17 protein-coding genes are annotated in these 20,483 nt (G+C 70.7%); all 17 read left to right on the top strand.

The window, feature by feature from the left end:
• Positions 1-18 precede the first annotated feature (18 nt).
• Positions 19-774: an MBL fold metallo-hydrolase gene (locus KUF83_RS07575; RefSeq protein WP_217453798.1), complete on the top strand. Its 756-nt coding sequence runs from the start codon at positions 19-21 to the stop codon at positions 772-774.
• Between the two features lie 187 nt (positions 775-961).
• A complete protein-coding gene (locus KUF83_RS07570) occupies positions 962-1,618 on the top strand; it encodes a GntR family transcriptional regulator (RefSeq protein WP_217453797.1) in 657 nt (218 codons plus the stop codon).
• Complete coding sequence (locus KUF83_RS07565) at positions 1,615-2,532, top strand: dihydrodipicolinate synthase family protein (RefSeq protein WP_217453796.1); 918 nt, start codon at positions 1,615-1,617, stop codon at positions 2,530-2,532. Before KUF83_RS07570 ends, KUF83_RS07565 begins: the two co-directional genes overlap by 4 nt.
• A complete protein-coding gene (araD, locus tag KUF83_RS07560; RefSeq protein ID WP_254643508.1) occupies positions 2,529-4,301 on the top strand; it encodes an L-arabinonate dehydratase in 1,773 nt (590 codons plus the stop codon). Before KUF83_RS07565 ends, araD begins: the two co-directional genes overlap by 4 nt.
• A 137-nt stretch (positions 4,302-4,438) precedes the next feature.
• On the top strand, positions 4,439-5,377 hold the full coding sequence (locus tag KUF83_RS07555) for a carbohydrate ABC transporter permease (protein WP_217453795.1): 939 nt from the start codon (positions 4,439-4,441) through the stop codon (positions 5,375-5,377).
• On the top strand, positions 5,374-6,276 hold the full coding sequence (locus tag KUF83_RS07550; protein ID WP_217453794.1) for a carbohydrate ABC transporter permease: 903 nt from the start codon (positions 5,374-5,376) through the stop codon (positions 6,274-6,276). Before KUF83_RS07555 ends, KUF83_RS07550 begins: the two co-directional genes overlap by 4 nt.
• A gap of 71 nt (positions 6,277-6,347) precedes the next feature.
• The gene (locus KUF83_RS07545; protein WP_217453814.1) at positions 6,348-7,607 is read left to right on the top strand and encodes a polysaccharide lyase family 1 protein; all 1,260 of its coding nucleotides are present in this window, start codon (positions 6,348-6,350) and stop codon (positions 7,605-7,607) included.
• Between the two features lie 38 nt (positions 7,608-7,645).
• On the top strand, positions 7,646-8,821 hold the full coding sequence (locus tag KUF83_RS07540; protein WP_254643513.1) for a Gfo/Idh/MocA family protein: 1,176 nt from the start codon (positions 7,646-7,648) through the stop codon (positions 8,819-8,821).
• The gene (locus KUF83_RS07535; protein ID WP_374106011.1) at positions 8,821-9,663 is read left to right on the top strand and encodes a PmoA family protein; all 843 of its coding nucleotides are present in this window, start codon (positions 8,821-8,823) and stop codon (positions 9,661-9,663) included. Before KUF83_RS07540 ends, KUF83_RS07535 begins: the two co-directional genes overlap by 1 nt.
• The gene (locus KUF83_RS07530; protein ID WP_217453793.1) at positions 9,660-11,210 is read left to right on the top strand and encodes a glycoside hydrolase 43 family protein; all 1,551 of its coding nucleotides are present in this window, start codon (positions 9,660-9,662) and stop codon (positions 11,208-11,210) included. Before KUF83_RS07535 ends, KUF83_RS07530 begins: the two co-directional genes overlap by 4 nt.
• 42 nt (positions 11,211-11,252) lie before the next feature.
• Complete coding sequence (locus KUF83_RS07525) at positions 11,253-13,280, top strand: pectinesterase family protein (RefSeq protein WP_217453792.1); 2,028 nt, start codon at positions 11,253-11,255, stop codon at positions 13,278-13,280.
• Positions 13,281-13,344: 64 nt separating this feature from the next.
• Positions 13,345-14,706: a sugar ABC transporter substrate-binding protein gene (locus tag KUF83_RS07520; RefSeq protein WP_217453791.1), complete on the top strand. Its 1,362-nt coding sequence runs from the start codon at positions 13,345-13,347 to the stop codon at positions 14,704-14,706.
• Positions 14,707-14,862: 156 nt separating this feature from the next.
• Complete coding sequence (locus KUF83_RS07515) at positions 14,863-15,663, top strand: rhamnogalacturonan acetylesterase (protein WP_217453790.1); 801 nt, start codon at positions 14,863-14,865, stop codon at positions 15,661-15,663.
• A 142-nt stretch (positions 15,664-15,805) separates the two neighbouring features.
• On the top strand, positions 15,806-17,110 hold the full coding sequence (locus KUF83_RS07510; RefSeq protein WP_217453789.1) for a polysaccharide lyase family 1 protein: 1,305 nt from the start codon (positions 15,806-15,808) through the stop codon (positions 17,108-17,110).
• Positions 17,111-17,112: 2 nt separating this feature from the next.
• Complete coding sequence (locus KUF83_RS07505) at positions 17,113-18,225, top strand: pectinesterase family protein (protein ID WP_217453788.1); 1,113 nt, start codon at positions 17,113-17,115, stop codon at positions 18,223-18,225.
• 1 nt (position 18,226) lies between these two features.
• Positions 18,227-19,273: a pectinesterase family protein gene (locus KUF83_RS07500; protein ID WP_217453787.1), complete on the top strand. Its 1,047-nt coding sequence runs from the start codon at positions 18,227-18,229 to the stop codon at positions 19,271-19,273.
• The gene (locus KUF83_RS07495; RefSeq protein ID WP_217453786.1) at positions 19,257-20,444 is read left to right on the top strand and encodes a dienelactone hydrolase family protein; all 1,188 of its coding nucleotides are present in this window, start codon (positions 19,257-19,259) and stop codon (positions 20,442-20,444) included. Before KUF83_RS07500 ends, KUF83_RS07495 begins: the two co-directional genes overlap by 17 nt.
• The last annotated feature ends 39 nt before the right edge of the window (positions 20,445-20,483 follow it).

The raw sequence follows: 20,483 nt of genomic DNA, 5'->3' as shown, positions 1-20,483 counted from the left end.
GAAACGTACGCTCCCGGCATGGCCTTCACTCTCACCACTCTCGGTACCGCCTCCCCGCATCCCCGGCCCGGGCGCCCCTGCAGTGGCTATCTCCTGAGCGGAGGCGGGGCGGAGGTCTGGGTGGACGCCGGGCCGGGGACCTTCGCCGAGTTGCAGCGGCACACGGATCCGGCGGGTCTGTCGGCGATCTGGATCTCGCATCTGCACGCCGACCACTGCGCCGATCTCCTGGCGGCGTTCTACGCGCTCGCGTACGGCGGGCTCACTCCCGCCGCGCCCGTCCCCGTGTACGCGCCGGCGGGGTGCGGCCGACGGCTGGCGGCGTTCTTCGGGCGGTCCGACGACGGGTTCCTGCGCGAGATCTTCGACGTCAGGGAGTTGAAGGACGGGCACGAGGTGCGGTTCGGCGGGCTGCTGCTCGCCGCCCGCGCGGTCGTGCACGACACCGAGGCGTACGGGCTGCGGGCCGAGTGCGGGGGACGGGTGTTCGCGTACTCGGGGGACAGCGGCCCGTGCGACGCGCTCGTGGAACTCGCCCAGGGGGCGGACCTGTTCCTCTGTGAGGCGGACATCGACCGGCATCGCGAAGGCGAACAGGTCCACCTGACCCCCGAGGACGCCGGCGAGGCCGCCCGGGCCGCACGCGTGGGCGAACTGCTCGTCACCCATGTCGGGCCCACGCTCACCCCCGCCGCGGCCACCGGACGCGCCGCGACGGTCTTCCGCGACGGGCGCACGTCCATGGCCCGCGAAGGCGACGTGCGGACCGTCTGAGCCGACGGCCGTCCCGGCGTCGCCCGACCCCGACTTCCGTTTTCTTTTGTCAGAAGCATTGACGAAACACAGGGCTGCTCCTAGCTTCATCGCGTCGTACTTCGTACGTCATATATGAGACGCGATACGCGAGATCAGATACGCGAGCCCCCGCTCCCTGGGGACTCCGTGACACCGAGAGGCGCGCATGACCTCTGTGCCCACGCCGATCCCCTCCCGCACGCAGTTCGTGCTGGAAGGGATCAAACACCGCATCCTCACCGGGCAGTTGACCCCAGGGCAGGCCCTGGTCGAGACCGAGCTCGCCGCACAGTTCGGGGTGTCCAAGACCCCGGTGCGCGAGGCGCTCAAGACCCTGGCCGGCACCGGGCTCGTCGTGATGAACCAGTACAAGGGCGTCACGGTGCGCATGGTGGACGCGGACATGGCGCGCGAGGTGTACGACGTACGGTTGCTGCTGGAGCCGGAGGCACTACGACGGTCCGTCCGGCGCGGCTCCTCCCTCGACACGGCGCGCGAGGCGCTCGAACGCGCCGACTCCGCCACCGACACCGCCCAACGCTCCCTCGCCAACCGCGAGTTCCACCGCTCCCTCTACGTCCGCTGCGGCAACCCGCTGCTCGGCCGGATGCTCGACGAGGTCCGCGACCAGGCCGCCCTGGTCTCCGCGGTCGCCTGGGCCGCCGACCCCTCCTGGGAACGCGAGGCGGCCGAGCACCGGGAGATCCTGCGGCTCGCCCTCGAAGGCGACTCGGACGGCGCGGCGCGCGCTCTGCACTCGCACATCGCCTCGTTCGTGCAACGGGCCTTCCCCGAGGTCCAGGGAAAGGATGAGCAGGAATGACCGCGACCACGCCCACGTTCGAGGCCCAGCGGGCCGCCCTCGCCGACGTGGTGGCGATCCCCGTGACCCCGTTCGCCGAGGACGGCTCCATCGACCTGGACGTCCACCGCGTCCTGCTGCGCCGGATCCTCGACGGCGGCGTACGCATCCTCACGCCGAACGGCAACACCGGCGAGTTCTACGCGCTGTCTCCCGAAGAGCGGCGCGTCGTCACGGAGTTGACCATCGAGGAGGCCCGGGAGAGGGCGGTCGTCCTGGTCGGGGTGGGGCACGACGTGCCGACCGCCGTCGCCTCCGCGCGCCACGCCCGTGACCACGGGGCACAGATGGTGATGGTCCATCAGCCCGTGCACCCGTACGTCTCCGAGGGCGGCTGGGTCGACTACCACCGGGCCATCGCGGAGGCCGTACCCGAGCTGGGCGTCGTGCCGTACATCCGCAACCCGGTGCTCGCCGGCACCCGGCTCGCCGAGCTGGCCGACGCCTGTCCGAACGTCATCGGCGTGAAGTACGCCGTGCCGGACGCGGCCCGGTTCGCCGCCTTCGCGCGGGACGCCGGACTCGAACGCTTCGTGTGGGTGGCCGGTCTCGCGGAGCCCTACGCCCCCTCGTACTTCTCGGCGGGAGCGACGGGATTCACCTCGGGACTCGTGAACGTGGCCCCGGCCGTCTCGCTGAACATGATCGAGGCACTCCGGGCCGGGGACTACGCGGGCGCCATGAAGGTCTGGGAGCAGATCCGCCGCTTCGAGGAACTGCGCGCGGCCAACGGCTCCGCCAACAACGTGACGGTCGTGAAGGAGGCCCTGGCCTCGCTCGGCCTGTGCCGCCGCGAGGTCCGCGCACCGAGCAAGCAGCTCCCCGAGCCCGAACGCGCCGAGGTCGCCGCCATCGCAGCGGGGTGGTCCATATGACCGACGCCGGCGACGCCGGTCCGGCAACGGCCGACGAGAACCTGACCCCGGACGCCCCGAGGCAGTTGCGCAGCCACCAGTGGTACGGAACCGAGGGCCTGCGCTCCTTCAGCCACCGCGCCCGCACCCGCCAGCTCGGCTACCTGCCCGAGGAGCACCTCGGCAAGCCGGTCATCGCGATCCTCAACACCTGGTCCGACATCAACCCCTGTCACGTACACCTGCGGGACCGTGCCCAGGCGGTCAAGCGGGGCGTGTGGCAGGCCGGCGGATTCCCGCTGGAGTTCCCGGTGTCGACGCTCAGCGAGACCTTCCAGAAGCCGACCCCGATGCTCTACCGCAACATGCTCGCGATGGAGACCGAGGAACTGCTGCGGTCGTACCCCGTGGACGGGGCCGTCCTCATGGGCGGCTGCGACAAGTCCACACCCGCGCTGCTCATGGGCGCCGCGACCGTCGACCTGCCGACCGTGTTCGTGCCCGCCGGACCCATGCTGCCCGGCCACTGGCGCAACGAGATCCTCGGCTCGGGCACCGACATGTGGAAGTACTGGGACGACAAGCGCGCCGGACTCATCGGCGACTGCGAGATGACCGAACTGGAGAGCGGTCTCGCGCGCTCGCCCGGGCACTGCATGACCATGGGTACGGCGTCCACGCTCACCGCGGCGGCCGAGGCTCTCGGGGTCACCGTGCCGGGCGCCTCCAGCATCCCGGCCGTCGACTCCGGGCACGACCGGATGGCCGCTGCCTCGGGGCTCAGGATCGTCGAACTCGTCCGCCAGGACCGCAGGTTGTCCGCCATCCTCACCCAGGAGGCGTTCGAGGACGCCGTGACGACCGTCCTCGGACTCGGCGGCTCCACCAACGCCGTCATCCACCTGATCGCGATGGCCGGACGAGCCGGAGCCCGGCTCACCCTCGACGACTTCGACCGGATCGCCCGCACGGTGCCCGTCCTCGCGAACGTGCGGCCCGGCGGCCGGACGTACCTCATGGAGGACTTCCACTTCGCCGGCGGACTGCCCGGGTTCCTGTCGCGGATCACCGACCTGCTGCACCTGGACCGGCCGACCGTCTCGCACGACAGCATGCGCGAACAGCTCGCCTCCGCGCAGGTGCACAACGACGACGTCATCCGCACCCGGGAGAACCCCGTCGCCGCCGAGGGAGGCGTCGCCGTCCTGCGCGGCAACCTCTGCCCCGACGGCGCGGTCATCAAGCACATCTCCGCCGAGCCCCACCTGCTCAAGCACACCGGTTCGGCAGTCGTCTTCGACGACTACAGGACCATGCAACGCACCATCAACGACCCGGAGTTGGGCATCACCGCCGACACCGTGCTGGTGCTGCGCAACGCCGGCCCCAAGGGCGGCCCGGGCATGCCCGAGTACGGGATGCTGCCGATCCCCGACCACCTGCTGAAGCAGGGCGTCCGGGACATGGTGCGGATCTCCGACGCCCGGATGAGCGGCACGAGTTACGGCGCGTGCGTGCTGCACGTGGCACCCGAGTCGTACATCGGCGGGCCGCTCGCCCTGGTCCGCACCGGGGACTCCATCACCCTCGACGTCGCCTCACGCACGCTGCGACTCAACGTGGACGACGAGGAACTGGAGCGGCGCCGGGCGCAGTGGACCGCGCCGCCCGAGCGCTACGAGCGCGGCTACGGCGCGCTCTACAACGAACAGATCACGCAGGCCGACACCGGCTGCGACTTCGCCTTCCTGGCCCGGCCGGGCAAGGTGGCCGACCCGTACGCGGGTTGACCCGTACCTCCTGAACCACCCCGGAGCCGCGCACCTCGCGGCCCGGGCTCACGCACACCGTACGTGAAAGCGCTTGCCCTCAGGCCGGGCGCCCGTACCACCGGCTCGACCCGCACACCCGAGAACGGAGAACAGTCATGGCCCAAGCCGCAGCCGTGGCGAAGCAGCCCGCGCCACCCCGGCGGCGCCGTGGCTCGGCGACGCCTCGCAGGCTCCCGTATCTGCTGATCGCCCCGGCGGGACTGCTGATGCTGGGCTTCATCGCCTACCCGGTGCTCAGCGTCTTCTACTACAGCCTCCAGGACTTCAACCCCACCAAACCGTGGCGGAACGGCTTCGCGGGCTTCGACAACTTCGTGCACCTCTTCACCGAGGACCCGATGTTCTGGGACACGCTGGTCTTCAGCGCGAAGTGGGTCGTCGTCGAGGTCGGACTCCAGCTGCTGTTCGGCCTGGCGCTCGCACTGATCGTCAACCAGACCTTCGTGGGCCGCTCGCTCGGCCGCGCCATGGTCTTCTCGCCCTGGGCCGTCTCCGGCGTGCTCACCTCCGCGATCTGGGTACTGCTCTACAACTCCCAGACGGGCATCACCCGTTACCTCGCCGACATGGGCATCGGGGAGTACGGCACGAGCTGGCTGTCCGACACCTCGACGGTCTTCCCTGCGACGGTGGTCGCCGACCTCTGGCGAGGCGTGCCCTTCTTCGCGATCCTCATCCTCGCCGACCTCCAGTCCGTGTCGAAGGACCTCTACGAGGCCGCCGAGGTCGACGGCGCCAGCCGCTTCAAGCAGTTCGTGCACATCACACTGCCCCACCTCAAGGACGCGATCATCCTCTCCACACTGCTGCGCGCGGTCTGGGAGTTCAACAACGTCGACCTGCTCTACACACTGACCGGCGGCGGACCCGCGGGAGAAACGACGACACTCCCGCTCTACATCGCCAACACCAGTGTCGACGCACACAACTTCGGCTACGCCTCGGCCCTGACCACCGTCGCGTTCGTGATCCTGCTCTTCTGTTCGATGGTCTATCTGCGGCTGAGCAAGTTCGGAGTGGGTGGGGACAAGTGATCACCAAGGACATCGACACCGTTGTTCCGGCCGTGCCCGCGCCGGTGGCCGACGAACCGCCGCAGCGCCCGAACAAGACCAGGCGCGCATGGGACGAGGCGCCGCGCTGGCAGATCTATCTCCCGCTCGGCATCTACCTGCTCTTCACGCTCATCCCCTTCTACTGGATCCTGCTCTTCGCCCTGAGGCCGACCGGCTCGACCTCGCTCGTGCCCTGGCCGATGACGTTCGAGCACTTCGACAAGGTCTGGAACGACCGCAGCTTCGGCACGTACTTCGAGAACAGCGTGTACGTCGGCATCGCCACGCTCCTCATGACCACGCTCGTCGCACTGGCCGGCGGCTACGCCCTCGCCCGCTTCGACTTCAAGATCAAGCGTGCCTTCATGCTGGCGCTGCTCTGCTCGCAGTTCGTGCCGGGCGCGCTGCTGCTGGTGCCGCTGTTCCAGATCTTCGCCGAGCTCCAGATGATCAACTCGCTGGGCAGCGTCATCATCGCCGAGACGGTCTTCCAGCTGCCGCTGTCGATGATCCTGATCAGCGGCTTCATCCGGAACGTGCCGTACTCCCTCGAAGAGGCCGCCTGGGTGGACGGCTGCAACCGCTTCACCGGTTTCCGGGTCGTCGTCCTGCCCCTGCTGCGGCCCGGGCTGATCGCGGTGGGCTCCTTCGCCTTCGTGCACTCCTGGAACCACTTCCTGTTCGCGCTGATGTTCCTCAGCAACCAGGAGAAGCAGACGATCCCCGTCGGCCTCAACAGCCTGATGAGCGCCGACAGCGTCGACCTCGGCGCACTCGCCGCAGGCGGCATCATCGCGGCCGTGCCCGTCGTGATCGTCTTCGCCTTCATCCAGAAGTGGCTGATCACGGGCTTCAGCGCCGGGGCGGTGAAGGGATGAGACGCATACGCGTCCCGCTGCCGCGTACGAGAGGAGGGCGCCGCGCCCTCCAGGCCGGCCTCACCGGCGCGATGCTGGCCGCCCTCGGGGCACCCGCGAACGCCGAGGCGCGCGACATCAGCCGCGACACCCTGCCCGCGAACGACGGCTGGGCGGCCGCCGACGGAGGTACCACGGGGGGTTCCTCCGCAGACGACGCCCATGTCTTCACCGTGCGCGACCGGGCCGGACTGGTCCGCGCCCTCGACGGCGGCAGCGCGACCCCGAAGATCATCAAGGTCGCGGGGACGATCGACGCCAACACCGACGACGCGGGCAGGCGGCTGGACTGCGACGACTACGCGACCGGCGGCTACGACCTGAAGAAGTACCTCGCCGCGTACGACCCGCGGACCTGGGGCTCCGCCAGGCCCGCCGGCCCGCAGGAGGAGGCCCGCCAGGCCTCCGCCGCGGCCCAGGCGGCCCGGGTGGAACTGACCGTCGGCTCCAACACCACGATCGTCGGGCTCGGCGACAGCGCCGTACTGAAGGGCGCGAGCCTCCAGGTCCGCGACGCGGACAACGTCATCGTCCGCAACCTCGAACTGCGGGACGCCTACGACTGCTTCCCCGTCTGGCAGCCCAACACCGGCGGCCTCGGCGACTGGAAGACGGCCTACGACACGCTGTGGCTGCGCGGCGCCACCCATGTGTGGATCGACCACGTCACGGCCTCCGACAAGGGCCACCCCGACGAGGACGAGCCGACCCACTTCGGCCGCAACTACCTGCGCCACGACGGCCTGTTGGACATCACCAACGCCTCCGACCTGGTCACCGTCTCCTGGAGCCGGTTCGCCGACCACGACAAGGCGATGCTGATCGGCAACGGCGACACGGCCACCGGCGACCGCGGCAGGCTCCGCGTCACCCTGCACCACAACGAGTTCGAGTCCGTCGTCCAGCGCGCTCCGCGCGTCCGCTTCGGTCAGGTGCACCTCTACAACAACCGGTACGTCGTCCCGGCCGACGCCCACGACCACCGCTACTCGCTCGGCGTCTCCACCGAGTCGGCCCTCTACGCCGAGAACAACGCCTTCACCACGCCCGGCCACATCGAGGCGGCCGACCTGGTGAAGAGCTGGAACGGCACGGCCCTGCACCAGACCGGCACGCTCTTCAACGGCTTCCCCGTCGACCTGCTCACCATCCACAACGCCTACAACTCCGGCAGCGAACGCGATCTGACCGCCGACGTCGGCTGGACGCCCGCCCTGCACGGCACGGTCGACAGCGCAGCCAAGGCCGACCGTGACGTGGCGCGCGGCGCGGGAGCGGGGAGGATCCGATGAGCGCCGCCACCGGGCCCGGTACCGCTTCGATGGGGTCCATGACCTCCACGACCTCGTACGAAGGCCCCGTCCCCGTCGTCCTCGCGGGCGCCCGCGGTCACGGCCGCTGGCACCTGCAGAACATCCGCCGCCTCCAGGACAAGGGCCTGGTACGCCTCGCGGGGATCTGCGAACTCACCCCGCTCACCGGCGAGGAGCTGGAGGACTTCGGGGCGCCGGGCGAACTCCCCGCGCAGTCCGCCGACTTCGGCGCCCTGCTGGACTCCACCGGCGCCGCGATCGCCGTGATCTGCACGCCGATCCCCACCCACACCGACCTCGCGCTGACGGCCGCCGCCAGGGGCGTCCACCTGCTGCTGGAGAAGCCGCCCGCGCCGTCGTACGCGGAGTTCCGCCGGATGGCCGACGGGGTCGCCACGGCCGGCGTCGTCTGCCAGATCGGCTTCCAGTCGCTGGGCTCGCACGCCGTGCCCGCGATCCGGGAGCTGGTCGCGCAGGGCACCATCGGCCGGGTGGACGGCATCGGCGGGGCCGGTGCCTGGGCGCGCGCCGAGGAGTACTACCGCCGCGCACCCTGGGCGGGACGACGCCGGATGAACGGGGTCGACGTCCTCGACGGCGTACTGACCAACCCCCTCGCCCACGCCGTGGCCACCGCCCTCGCCCTCGACGGCGCCACCCGCGCCGAGGACGTCACCGGCATCGAGACCGAACTGCTGCGCGCCAACGACATCGAGTCCGACGACACCTCCTGCGTCCGCGTCACCACCACGGCCGGCAGCCGCATCACCGTCGCCGCGACCCTGTGCGCCGAGCACCCCGGCGATCCGTACGTCCTCGTGCACGGCACCAGCGGCCGGATCACCTTCTGGTACAAGCAGGACCGCGTCCTCGTCCAGCGCTCGGGGCACGGCCCGCAGGAGTACACGTACGCAAGGACCGACCTGCTGGAGAACCTCGTCGAGCACCTCGAAGGCCGGGCCGAGCTGCTGGTCGCACCGGAGTCGACGGGCGCCTTCATGAAGGTCGTCGAAGCGATCCGGCAGGCGCCCGACCCGCTCGCCCTGCCCGCCGACGCCTGGTACCTCGAACCCGAGGAGAACCGCCGGGTCGTGCACGGAGTCGACGGACTCGTCGAGGCCGCCGCCGACACCCTCGCCCTCTACTCCGAGCTGGGTGCCTCCTGGGCACCTCCGAAAGAGGTGAGCACCTGATGAACAACGAGTCGCTGGTCCTGCGCGTCGCGGGCCGCCCGGTCGGCCGTTACATCACCCGGCCCGAGCTGGCGCCCAAGCTGTCGCCGCGTCCCTACCTGCACCCCGTCACCACCCTGGCCGGCACGGCTGTCACCGAGCTCAGCCCCGCCGACCACCTCCATCACCTCGGCGTCGGTGTCGCCGTACCCGACGTCGAGGGGCACAACTTCTGGGGCGGCCGCACATACGTGCGCGACCAGGGCCCGACCGAGCTGGACAACCACGGCGCCCAGCGGCACTCCGCCTTCCAGCTGCGCGACCCCGACGGCTTCGTGGAGGAGCTGCGCTGGGTGGCCGCGGGGGCCGAGCTGCTGCGCGAGCGGCGTACGGTCGCGGCCACCGAACTCACCGAGACGGCCTGGGCGCTGGACTTCACCTTCTCGCTCACCAACACCACGTCCGAACCCCTGTCGATCGGCAGCCCGGCGACCAACGGCCGGCCCGGCGCGGCCTACGGCGGCTTCTTCTGGCGGGCCCGCAAGGAGGCCGAGCCGCCCGCCGTGTTCACCGCGGACACCGAGGGCGAGGAGGCGGCGCACGGGGCGCGCACCGGCTGGGTGGCGCTCGCGGGCGCGAACTGGACGCTGGTGTTCGCCGGAGCCACCGACCTCACCCGCCGCGACCCGTGGTTCGTGCGCACCGCCGAGTACCCGGGCGTCGGCTCGTCCCTCGCCCCCGAGGAGCGGCTGCCCGTCCCGGCCGGTGAGACCGTCGTACGCCGGGTCGTCACCGTGGTCGCCGACGGCCGCCTCGGCCGCGGCGAGGCGGCGGCGCTCGTCCGCAAGGCGGTGAGCCCGTGAGCGGCCAGAGCGCACCCGCCTTCACCGCCGACCTCGGCGACGGCACGTACCGCAACCCGGTGCTGAACGCCGACTGGTCCGACCCCGACCTGCTGCGCGTCGGCGACGACTACTACCTGACCGCCTCCAGCTTCGGCCGGGCCCCGGGCCTGCCGCTGCTGCACTCCCGCGACCTGGTCAACTGGAACCTCGTCGGCCACGCCCTCCAACGCCTCGAACCCGCACGCGAGTTCAGGAAGCCGCGGCACGACTGCGGTGTCTGGGCGCCGTCGTTACGCCACCACGACGACCGGTTCTGGATCTTCTGGGGCGACCCCGACCACGGCATCTTCCAGGTCAACGCACCCGAGATACGCGGCCCTTGGACCCGCCCGCACCTGATCAAGGCGGGCAAGGGACTCATCGACGCCTGTCCCCTGTGGGACGAGGAGAGCGGCGAGGCGTACCTCGTGCACGGCTGGGCCAAGTCCCGCTCCGGCGTCAAGAACCGGCTCACCGGTCACCGGATGCGCCCCGACGCCACCGGCCTGCTCGACGACGGCAAGCTGATCGTGGACGGCGACCGCATCCCCGGCTGGTTCACGCTGGAGGGGCCGAAGCTGTACCGGCACGACGGCTGGTTCTGGATCTTCGCCCCCGCGGGCGGCGTCGAGACCGGCTGGCAGGGCGCCTTCCGCTCGCGCGACTTCTTCGGACCGTACGAGGAGAGGGTCGTCCTGGAGCAGGGTGACACCGACGTAAACGGCCCTCACCAGGGCGGCTGGGTGACCACCCCGTCCGGCGAGCACTGGTTCGCGCACTTCCAGGAGAAGGGCCCGTACGGGCGGGTCGTCCACCTCCAGCCGATGCGCTGGGGCACGGACGGCTGGCCGGTCATCGGGGACGAGGGGACACCCGTCGCCGTGCACCGCAAGCCCGACCTGCCGCGGCAGCCGCTCTCGGCGCCCGCCACCGACGACGACTTCCCCGGTGGGCGGTTCGGGCGGCAGTGGCAGTGGACCGCCAACCCTCAGGACGGCTGGGCGACCCAGCACTCCGGCGACGGACTGCGGCTGACCTGCGTACGGACGGCCGACGCGCACGATCTGCGCAAGCTGGCGAACGTACTCACCCAGCGGCTGCCGGGCACGGCCTGCACCGTCGAGGCCGAGCTGCGGCTCGACGCCGAGGAGCCGGGCGCGCGGGCCGGACTCGCCGTGCTGGGCGACTCGTTCAGCTGGATCGGGCTCGAACGGGGGGCGGACGGGACGGTCCACCTCGTGCACCGGTTCGCCGAGTCGGTGGCCGAGCGGGAGCGGGACGCCGCCCATCCGCGGATGGCCCCCGAGGGGCGGGTCCGGCTGCGGATCGAGGCCGGCGCCGGGGCGCGCTGCCGCTTCTCGTACGACCTCGGGAGCGGCTGGGAGACCTCCGGGCAGGTCTTCGCCGCCACTCCCTGGCGCTGGGTCGGCGCCCTGCTCGGCCTCTTCGGCGCCGCGCCGACCGGCGGGGGACACGCCGGGGCGGCCACGTTCACGCAGTTCCGCATCACCGCGCCACTCGCCTGACCGCTCGAAGTCATCACCGTTGTAAGCCTGTGGGGAGCCGCAATGACGCACTTCCGTAGCAAGCGCTTGCCGAGACCGGGGTCCGGTCCCGGTCCCGGTTCCGGTCCCGGCCGGGTCCTGTGCACGGTCACCGCCCTGGTGGCCGCGCTGGGACTCGGTGCCCTCACGCCGGCCGAGGCGGCCTCCGACAGCGCCCCGGTCTCCACTCCCGCCCCCTCCGCCTCGCCCCGCTGGGCGGACACGGCGCACGGATTCGCCTCCCTCGAAGGCGGCACGACGGGCGGCGCCGGCGGCAAGGTGGTCACCGTCACCACCCAGGCCGGCCTGGAGCGGTACGCGGCCGCCGAGGAGCCGTACGTCATCCGGGTCGCCGGGACGATCAAGGCCGAGCCGTTCGGCGCGAACGTCGTCGTGGCCTCGGACAAGACCATCATCGGCGTCGGCACGGCCGGCGAGCTCGTCCAGGGCGAGCTGCACCTCGCACCCGGCACCCACAACGTGATCATCCGCAACCTGACGATCCGCGACTCGTACGTCGAGGGCAACTGGGACTGCAAGGACACCGACTTCGACGGCATCCAGATGGACACCGTCCACCACGTCTGGATCGACCACAACCGCTTCTCGCGGATCTGCGACGGGCAGCTCGACGTCCGCAAGGACAGCGAGTACGTCACCGTCTCCTACAACCGTTTCGAGAACAACAACAAGACCTTCGGCATCGGCTGGACGCCGAACGTGAAGACGCAGATCACCATCGACCACAACTGGTTCGGCGGCACGAAGCAGCGCAACCCGTCGGCCGACAACTGCGCCTACGCACACCTCTACAACAACTACATGACCGCCCAGGCGGACCCCGGCGACCCGGTGTGGACGTACGGCAACTGGTCGCGCGGGCAGACGAAGATGGTCATCGAGAACAGCTACTACAAGGACGTCCAGCACCCCTACCAGGCGGACGCCACCGCCGAGCTGGTGCAGCGCGGGTCCATCCTGCGGAACACCACCGGGCGCCAGGAGGCGTGGGGCGCGGCCTTCGACCCGCGGGACTTCTACGACTACCGGCTCGACCCGGCGGCCGCGGTGCCCGCGCTCGTGTCGAGGTTCTCCGGCCCGCAGAAGAGACTCGGCACGAACACCGTCCTGAACGTGCCAGCCGATCACCGGACGGTCCAGGCCGCCGTGGACGCCGTGCCCGACGGCAACACCGGCACGGTCACCATCCGCGTCGCGCCCGGGACGTATCGCGAGCAGGTCCGCATTCCGGCGGGCAAGCCGCACCTGGTGCTGCAGGGGACCGGACGGGACCGCTCCGACACCGTGATCGTCTTCGACACCCCCGCGGCCCACGGCGGCTCCAACGGCAGCGCCACCGTACGGATCGCCGCCAGTGACGTCACCGCGCGCCACCTCACCTTCAGCAACGACTTCGACGAGGCCGCGCACGAGCTGAACGGCGAGCAGGCCCTCGCGATGAAGACGACGGGCGACCGGATCGTCTTCGAGGACACGGCCTTCCTGGGCAACCAGGACACGCTGATGACCGACAGCCCCAAGCTCGACGTGATCAGCCGGGTCTACGTCCGCGACTCGTACATCGAGGGCGACGTCGACTTCATCTACGGACGGGCGACCACCGTCGTCGAGCGGTCCGTGATCAAGGCGCTGAGCCGCGGTTCGGCGACCAACAACGGCTACATCACGGCCGCCTCGACCTGGAAGAACAACCCGTACGGGTTCCTGATCACCAGGTCGAAGGTCGTGAGCGACGCGCCCGCCGGGTCCTTCCACCTCGGCCGGCCCTGGCACCCGGGCGGCGAGCCGGACGCGGTCGCCCAGGTCCTCTTCCGGGACACCGAGCTGCCCGCCGCGATCAAGTCCTCGCCGTGGACCGACATGAGCGGCTTCTCGTGGAAGGACGCGCGCTTCACCGAGTACCGCACCCACGGCCCCGGGGCGGCGGTCACCGCCGACCGGCCGCAACTGCCGCGCGCCGACGCGGCCACGCACACGGTCACCGACTACCTCGCCGGGACCGACGACTGGGCACCCCACGCCCGCCACTGACCCCCACAGCTTCACATCTCACAGCGACACAACCCTCGTTGGATCCAGAAGAAGAGAGCCGATCATGAAGAACAGCATTCGCAGGAGCAGCAGAGGAGCGCGCCGCTCCGCCACCGCCGTCGCCGTGAGCGCCGTACTCGCGCTGACCGCCACCGCCTGCGGTGACGACGGCAGCGGTTCGACGGGCGACAAGGGGTCCGACGGCAGCGGCAAGGGTGAGATCACCTTCTGGGACAACAACGGCGGTGTCCGCACCGACATCTGGAAGGAGATCATCGCCGAATTCGAGAAGGCGAACCCGGACATCGACGTCAAGTACGTCCCGATCGCGGCCACCGAGTACCAGTCGAAGGTCGACACCTCCATCCAGGCCGCCGGCCTGCCGGACGTCGGTGGTGTCGGCGCGGCGATGCTCGCGGGCTTCTCCGCGCAGAACGCGCTGGAGCCGCTGGACGACCGCCTCGGCAAGTCCTCCCTGAGCGGCAAGCTCAACGAGGACATGCTCAAGTCGCTGAAGGCCGCCGGCGGTGGTGACGGCACGCTGTACTCGATCCCGACCTCCGCCAACAACGGTGTCCTCTACTACCGCACCGACCTGTTCAAGGCGGCCGGCCTGGACGCGCCGACCACCTGGGACAAGTTCTACGAGGCAGCCGAGAAGCTCACCGACAAGGACAAGAACGAGTTCGGCTACACCATCCGCGGTGGCGCCGGCTCCATCGCCCAGGCGCTGGACGCGATGTACGGGCAGTCCGGCATCACGTCCTTCTGGGACTCGGCGAACGAGAAGACCACGGTCAACGACCCGAAGAACGTGGCGGCCCTGGAGAAGTACGTGGGCCTGTTCAAGAAGGTCACCCCGGCGGCCGACCTCAACAACGACTTCACCAAGATGGTCGCCCAGTGGGACTCCGGCACGATCGGCATGCTCAACCACAACCTGGGCTCCTACCAGGATCACGTGAAGGCGCTCGGAGCCGACAAGTTCCGGGGCATTCCGCAGCCGGTCGGCGCCGGCGGCAAGCGCGTCCAGGTCTCCAACCCCGTCGACGGACTGGGGATGTTCAAGAGCTCCAAGAACAAGGCCGCCGCCTGGAAGTTCATCGAGTTCGCCACCGAGAAGGCGCAGAACTCCAAGTTCAACGAGTCCGCCGGCCAGGTGCCGTCGAACAACGACGCCGCGAAGGACGCCTGGGTCTCCAAGGCCGAGCCGACCAAGCTCGCGGCCGAGGCGCTGACCGACGGTTCCACGACCATCGTCCAGCTGCCGTACTACCTGCCCGACTGGAACACCATCTCGAAGACGGACAACGAGCCGGCCTTCCAGAAGGTCATGAACGGGTCCATGAGCGCCAAGGACTTCCTGAACACCCTGGCCGACCAGCTCAACGAGGCCCAGACGGAGTGGAACGAGCAGAAGGGGTAACGCTCCGCGTCCGGCCCCGCCGGCCGGGCCCGTACCCGGCCGCCGGCCGGTGGGGGTTTGCCGCGCAGTTCCCCGCGCCCCTTCGGGGCGCGGGGCCCCTTGAAGGCATCACTGAACGTACTTGTCCCGCAAGGCTGTTGAGAAAGGCACACCGCCGTGTCACTCACCCGCAGACAGGTCACCACCGCGGCGCTCGCCGCCGTCCCCCTCGCCGTCGCGGCGACGGGGCCCGCAGCCGCCGCCCCGCAGGGGCGGCCGCGTGAGCGCACCCTCTTCATCGCCGGTGACTCCACCGCCGCCCAGAAGTACGCCGACGCCGCGCCCGAGACGGGCTGGGGCATGGCGCTTCCGTTCTTCCTGCAGGAGCGGCTGACCGTCGCCAACCACGCCGTGAACGGCCGGAGTTCGAAGAGCTTCATCGACGAGGGACGTCTCGCCGCCGTCTTCGCGGCCATCCGGCCCGGCGACCTCCTGCTCGTCCAGTTCGGGCACAACGACTCCAAGAGCGCCGATCCCACCCGTTACACCGAGCCGTGGACCACGTACCAGGACCACCTCCGTCAGTACGTCGACGGGGCGCGGGCGCGTGGTGCGCGGCCCGTGCTCGCCACGTCCGTGGAGCGGCGGAAGTTCGACGCAGCCGGGAACGCCGTGGGTACCCACGGCGAGTATCCGGCGGCGATGAAGGCCCTCGCCGAGGAGGAGGGGGTGGCGTTGCTCGACATCCAGGCCCTGTCGATCGCGTTGTGGCAGAAGCTCGGTGCGGAGGAGACGAAGAAGTACTTCAACTGGACCGCCACCGAGCAGGACAACACGCACTTCAACCCGCCGGGTGCCATCGCCGTGGCCCGGCTGGTGGCGGGGGAGCTGTCGCGTCGCCGGGTGCTCGCGCCCCGGGACGTGCGGCGCCTGGACCGCGAGATTCCCGAGTCCTGGATCACCTGGCCCGAGTCCTAGTGCCCCGGCAGAAGGCCGGTTCGTAGCCGCCGGTCCACCGTCGCCGGTCGCGCCCTCGTGGCGCGGCCGCGCCCGTCGCAGCCCCGCGCCCCTGACACAGGGGCCGTCATCCCTTGTTCTTGTCCGGAAGGAACCCGCACTCATGCGTTCTCGTATGTGGCATGCCCATGTCATTACATCCGTCGTCGGATGCACCGCTCTCGTCCTCACCGCGACCGGGACCGTCGCCCATGCCCAGGGCCGGGACCTCGGGCGGGAGACCCTCGCCGCCGGTGACGGCTGGGGGTCCGAGGGGGCCGGCACCACCGGCGGCTCGGCCGCCGACTCCTCGCAGGTTTATACCGTCACCACCTGGGCGGAGTTCAAGGCCGCGCTGAAGGCCGGCGGGACCGCGCCGAAGATCATCAAGGTGAAGGGGATGATCGACGCCGTCTCGGAGGGCTGCGAGGCCTTCACCACCGGCGGGTACGACCTCCAGCAGTACCTGAAGGACTACGACCCGGCCGTCTGGGGCAACGACGTGGTCGCCAGCGGCCCGCAGGAGGACGCACGGGTCGCGTCCGCCGCCAACCAGGACTCGGCGATCAAGGCCGCGATCCCGAGCAACACCACCATCGTCGGCGTCGGCAAGAAGTCCGGCATCCTCGGCGGCAGCCTCCAGATCAAGGGCGTCTCGAACGTCATCCTGCGCAACCTCACCATCGAGGCCCCGCTCGACTGCTTCCCGAAGTGGGACCCGACCGACGACAACAAGACCGGCAACTGGAACTCCGAGTACGACGCCGTGGTCGTCTTCGGCACCGACCACGTGTGGATCGACCACAACACGTTCACCGACGGGCGCTACCCCGACAGCGAGCGCCCGAGCTACTTCGGCAAGGTGTTCCAGCAGCACGACGGCCTGACCGACATCGTGCGCGGCGCCAACCACGTCACCGTGTCCTGGAACCGCTTCCAGGACCACGACAAGAACATGCTCATCGGGAACAGCGACAGCACCGCCACGACCGACGCGGGCAAGCTCAAGGTCACCATGCACCACAACCGCTTCGACGGGATCCTGCAGCGCTCTCCGCGGGTGCGGTTCGGACAGGTCGACGTCTACAACAACCACTACGTGGTCGGCGAGGAGCAGAAGGACGACTACTACATCTTCGGCGTCGGCATCTCCTCGCAGCTGTACGCCAGCGACAACGCGATCTCGCTGCCGGCCGGAGCCGCTGTCGGCAAGGTCCTCAAGAAGTGGAACGAGGCGCCGCTCACCGCCGAGAACAACTACGTCAACGGAAAGCGCACCGACCTCATCGCCGTGCACAACACCGAGATCCCCGGCGAGACCCTCCAGTCGGGTGCCGGGTGGAAGCCCACCCTCCGCACGAAGGTCGACTCGCCGCGGGCCGTGCCGGGCATCGTCAACAGCCGCGCCGGCGCCGGAAAGGTCTGCTGACCATGACCCTGCCGGCACACGTCAGCAGACGGTCCTTCGTCGTCGCGAGCGCCGGGGCCGCGCTCGCGCTGGGCGTCTCCTCCCAGGCCCACGCACAGGGGCGCTCCCCCTTCGGGCGGTACGGCTCTCCGTCGGCCCGCCTCGACGAGCGGACCCTGTACGTCCATCCCGCGGGCCTCGGCGACCACACCAGCGTGCAGGCCGCCGTGAACGCCGCGAGCGGGGTCGGGCACACCCTGGTCCTCGCCCCGGGCACGTACCGCGAGACCGTCGCCGTCAGCGCCGCCCGCAAGGAGATGACCTGGATCGGCGCCTCCGGCCGGGCGCGCGACGTCGTGATCGTGTACGACAACGCGGCCGGCACCCCGAAGCCCGGCGGCGGCACCTACGGCACGACCGGCTCGGCCACCACGACCGTGCAGGCCGACGGGTTCACCGCCCGAGACATCACCTTCTCCAACGACTGGCTGCGCGCCGACCATCCCGGGATCAGCGGCACGCAGGCCGTCGCCATCAAGGTGCAGGGCGACCGGTCGGCGTTCCTCCACTGCCGGTTCCTCGGACACCAGGACACGCTGTACGCCGACTCCATCGCCCTGGGCACCTTCGCCCGCCAGTACTTCGCGCACTGCTACGCCGAAGGGGACGTGGACTTCGTGTTCGGGCGGGCCACCGCCGTGTTCGAGGACTGCCACTTCCACACCCTGAAGCGGACCGACCTCACCGGGGCCCCGTACGGCTTCGTCTTCGCGCCCTCGACCGCGGGCGCCAATCCGCGCGGCTATCTGGTGACCGGCGGCCGGGTCACCAGTGAGGCGCCGGACGCCTACTACAAACTGGCCCGCCCCTGGGTGCCCAGTTCCGACCTCACCGCCCGGCCCATGCTGACCGTGCGCGAGACCCGCCTCGGCGGGGGGATCGACGCGGTGCAGCCCTACACCGACATGGCGGCGGGACACCCGTGGCAGAACCAGCGGTTCGCCGAGTACCGCAACAGCGGACCGGGCGCCGCGATCACCGTCCCCGCGAACCGGCCCCAGCTCACCCACGCCGAGGCCCGCTCCCACACCCGCCGGACCCACCTCGGCGACTGGGCCCCCTGGCAGGGGTGCTGAGATGCGCCGGCGCACCCTGCTCACCGGGATCGCCGGGACCGTGGGCGCTCTGGCGGCCGGCGGCGCGTCCCCGGCCGCCGCGGACCCGCGCCGCCGTGTGCTGCACGTCCGCCCCGGCGACTCGGTCCAGGCGGCCGTCGACGCGGTCGACGGTCCGGGCCGGACGATCGTCGTGCACCCCGGCACCTACCGCGAGGTCGTCAACATCCCCGCCGACGCAAGGGACTTGACGCTCCTGGGCGCCGGCCGTGACCCGCGGGACACGGTCATCGTCCACGACAACGCCAACGGGACGCAGAAACCGGACGGCTCCGGCACCTACGGCACCGCGGGCTCCGCGACCTTCACGTCCGCGGCGCCCGGTCTGACCGTGCGCGGCCTGACGATCGCCAACGACTGGCTGCGCGCCGACCACCCGGAGATCACGGGCACCCAGGCCGTGGCCGCGTACGTCACCGGCGACAGGTCGCACTTCGAGCGGGTCCGCTTCCTGGGCCACCAGGACACGCTGTTCGCGGACACCACCGTGCTCGACGCCTTCGACCGGCAGTACTACCGGGACTGTCATGTCGAGGGTGACGTGGACTTCGTGTTCGGCCGGGCGAGGGCGGTCCTCGAGCGGTGCCACCTCCACACGCTGGACCGGGACGTCGACTTCAAGCCCGAGGGCATGGTGTTCGCCCCGGCCACGGCCCGCGCGAATCCGTACGGCTTCCTCGCCGTGCGGTGCCGGATCACCTCCGGTGCCGAGGACGGCGCGTACAAGATCGCCCGGCCGTGGGTGCCCTCCTACGAGACGACCGCCTGGCCGTCGCTGGTGGTGCGCGACAGCCGGCTGGGGCCGGGCATCGACGCGGTGGCGCCCTACACCGACATGCGCGCGGCCCATCCCTGGCAGACCATGCGCTTTCGGGAGTACGCCAACTCCGGTCCGGGCGCGGTGACATCGGTACCGGAGAACCGGCCGAAGCTCACGCCCGCCGAAGCCGCGTCGCACACCCGCGGGACGTACCTCGGCGACTGGAGGCCGTATGAGCGACGGGCCTGAGCAACCACCGCTCGGCCGACGGGCGTTCGTGGCGAGCGCGGGGGCGGCCGCTCTGCTCGGCGCGACGGGGGCCGGCGCGTCCCCGGCGCACGCCGCCTCCGCCGCGGGCATCGTGGAGGGCAACCTCCCCGACTTCCACCCCCTCCTCAAGGACGAGCTCCGGTTCCCGCTCGCCTGGGGCACCTCCCCCCTCCGGGACTTCCGTGCCTGGCGGCGGGCGGCCCGCGCGACGGTCGAGGAGCACCTGTTCGTCGGCCGGGACACCACTGCGTACGCCATGGAGTCCGGCGACCGCTCCGAGGGCGACGGCTACACGCGGGAGACGGTGACCCTCTCCCTCACCCGGTACGAGCGGGTCCGCGGCGCCCTGCTCACCCCGCACGGCACCGGGCCCTTTCCGGCCGTCCTGCTGCTGCACGACCACGGTTCCAGATTCGACATCGGGAAGGAGAAGCTGATCAGGCCCTGGGGCGCCGGTCAGGCACGGCTCGCGTCCGCGCAGGCCTGGGCCGACCGGTACTTCAGCGGACGGTTCGTCGGTGACGAGCTGGCCCGGCGCGGATACGTGGTCCTCGCCCTCGACGCCCTCGGCTGGGGCGACCGAGGGCCGGTCACCTACGAGCAACAGCAGGCCCTGGCGAGCAACTTCCTCAACCTGGGTTCGTCGCTCGCCGGACTCATGGCCCGCGAGGACGTGCGGGCCGCCCGCTTCCTGGCCGGTCTCGACCGGGTGGACCGGCACCGGGTCGCGGCCCTCGGGTTCTCCATGGGCGCCTTCCGCGCCTGGCAGGCGGCCGCCCTCAGCGACGACCTCGCGGCCGCGGCGAGCGTGTGCTGGATGACCGGGCTGAAGGAGGTCATGGTGCCCGGCAACAACATCCTGCGCGGCCAGTCCTCCTACTGCATGCTCCACCCCGGGCTCTCCCGGCACCTCGACTTCCCCGACGTGGCGAGCATCGCCGCACCCAGGCCGATGCTCTTCTTCCACGGCGCCCAGGACCCTCTGTTCCCCGCGGAGGGCGTCCGGGTCGCGTACGAGAAGATGCGCGCCGTCTGGCGCTCACGGCATGCCGGGGAGCGGCTGCACACCAAGGTCTGGCCCGAGCTGGGCCACGTGTTCACCGCGCCTCAGCAGGACGAGGTCCTCGCATGGCTCGACTCCGTCCTGTGACCGTCGATCCCCCCGCACCGCTCGACGAAAGGGCTCCCC

Origin of the sequence: Streptomyces sp. BV286, assembly GCF_019090165.1 — a bacterium.
In the GTDB taxonomy this organism is placed as follows: Bacteria; Actinomycetota; Actinomycetes; order Streptomycetales; family Streptomycetaceae; genus Streptomyces.
The sequence above is the reverse complement of the archived record's forward strand: the minus strand, read 5'-3'. Positions and strand labels throughout refer to the sequence as shown.

Excerpts from the sequence above, each read along its gene's own strand:
- KUF83_RS07565 (WP_217453796.1), top strand. The coding sequence starts at position 1,615 with ATGACCGCGACCACGCCCACGTTCGAGGCCCAGCGGGCCGCCCTCGCC.
- KUF83_RS07555 (WP_217453795.1), top strand. The coding sequence starts at position 4,439 with ATGGCCCAAGCCGCAGCCGTGGCGAAGCAGCCCGCGCCACCCCGGCGG.
- KUF83_RS07545 (WP_217453814.1), top strand. The coding sequence starts at position 6,348 with ATGCTGGCCGCCCTCGGGGCACCCGCGAACGCCGAGGCGCGCGACATC.
- KUF83_RS07510 (WP_217453789.1), top strand. The coding sequence starts at position 15,806 with ATGCGTTCTCGTATGTGGCATGCCCATGTCATTACATCCGTCGTCGGA.
- KUF83_RS07575 (WP_217453798.1), top strand. The coding sequence starts at position 19 with ATGGCCTTCACTCTCACCACTCTCGGTACCGCCTCCCCGCATCCCCGG.
- KUF83_RS07495 (WP_217453786.1), top strand. The coding sequence starts at position 19,257 with ATGAGCGACGGGCCTGAGCAACCACCGCTCGGCCGACGGGCGTTCGTG.
- KUF83_RS07505 (WP_217453788.1), top strand. The coding sequence starts at position 17,113 with ATGACCCTGCCGGCACACGTCAGCAGACGGTCCTTCGTCGTCGCGAGC.
- KUF83_RS07540 (WP_254643513.1), top strand. The coding sequence starts at position 7,646 with ATGACCTCCACGACCTCGTACGAAGGCCCCGTCCCCGTCGTCCTCGCG.
- KUF83_RS07570 (WP_217453797.1), top strand. The coding sequence starts at position 962 with ATGACCTCTGTGCCCACGCCGATCCCCTCCCGCACGCAGTTCGTGCTG.
- KUF83_RS07520 (WP_217453791.1), top strand. The coding sequence starts at position 13,345 with ATGAAGAACAGCATTCGCAGGAGCAGCAGAGGAGCGCGCCGCTCCGCC.
- KUF83_RS07500 (WP_217453787.1), top strand. The coding sequence starts at position 18,227 with ATGCGCCGGCGCACCCTGCTCACCGGGATCGCCGGGACCGTGGGCGCT.
- KUF83_RS07525 (WP_217453792.1), top strand. The coding sequence starts at position 11,253 with ATGACGCACTTCCGTAGCAAGCGCTTGCCGAGACCGGGGTCCGGTCCC.
- araD (WP_254643508.1), top strand. The coding sequence starts at position 2,529 with ATGACCGACGCCGGCGACGCCGGTCCGGCAACGGCCGACGAGAACCTG.
- KUF83_RS07535 (WP_374106011.1), top strand. The coding sequence starts at position 8,821 with ATGAACAACGAGTCGCTGGTCCTGCGCGTCGCGGGCCGCCCGGTCGGC.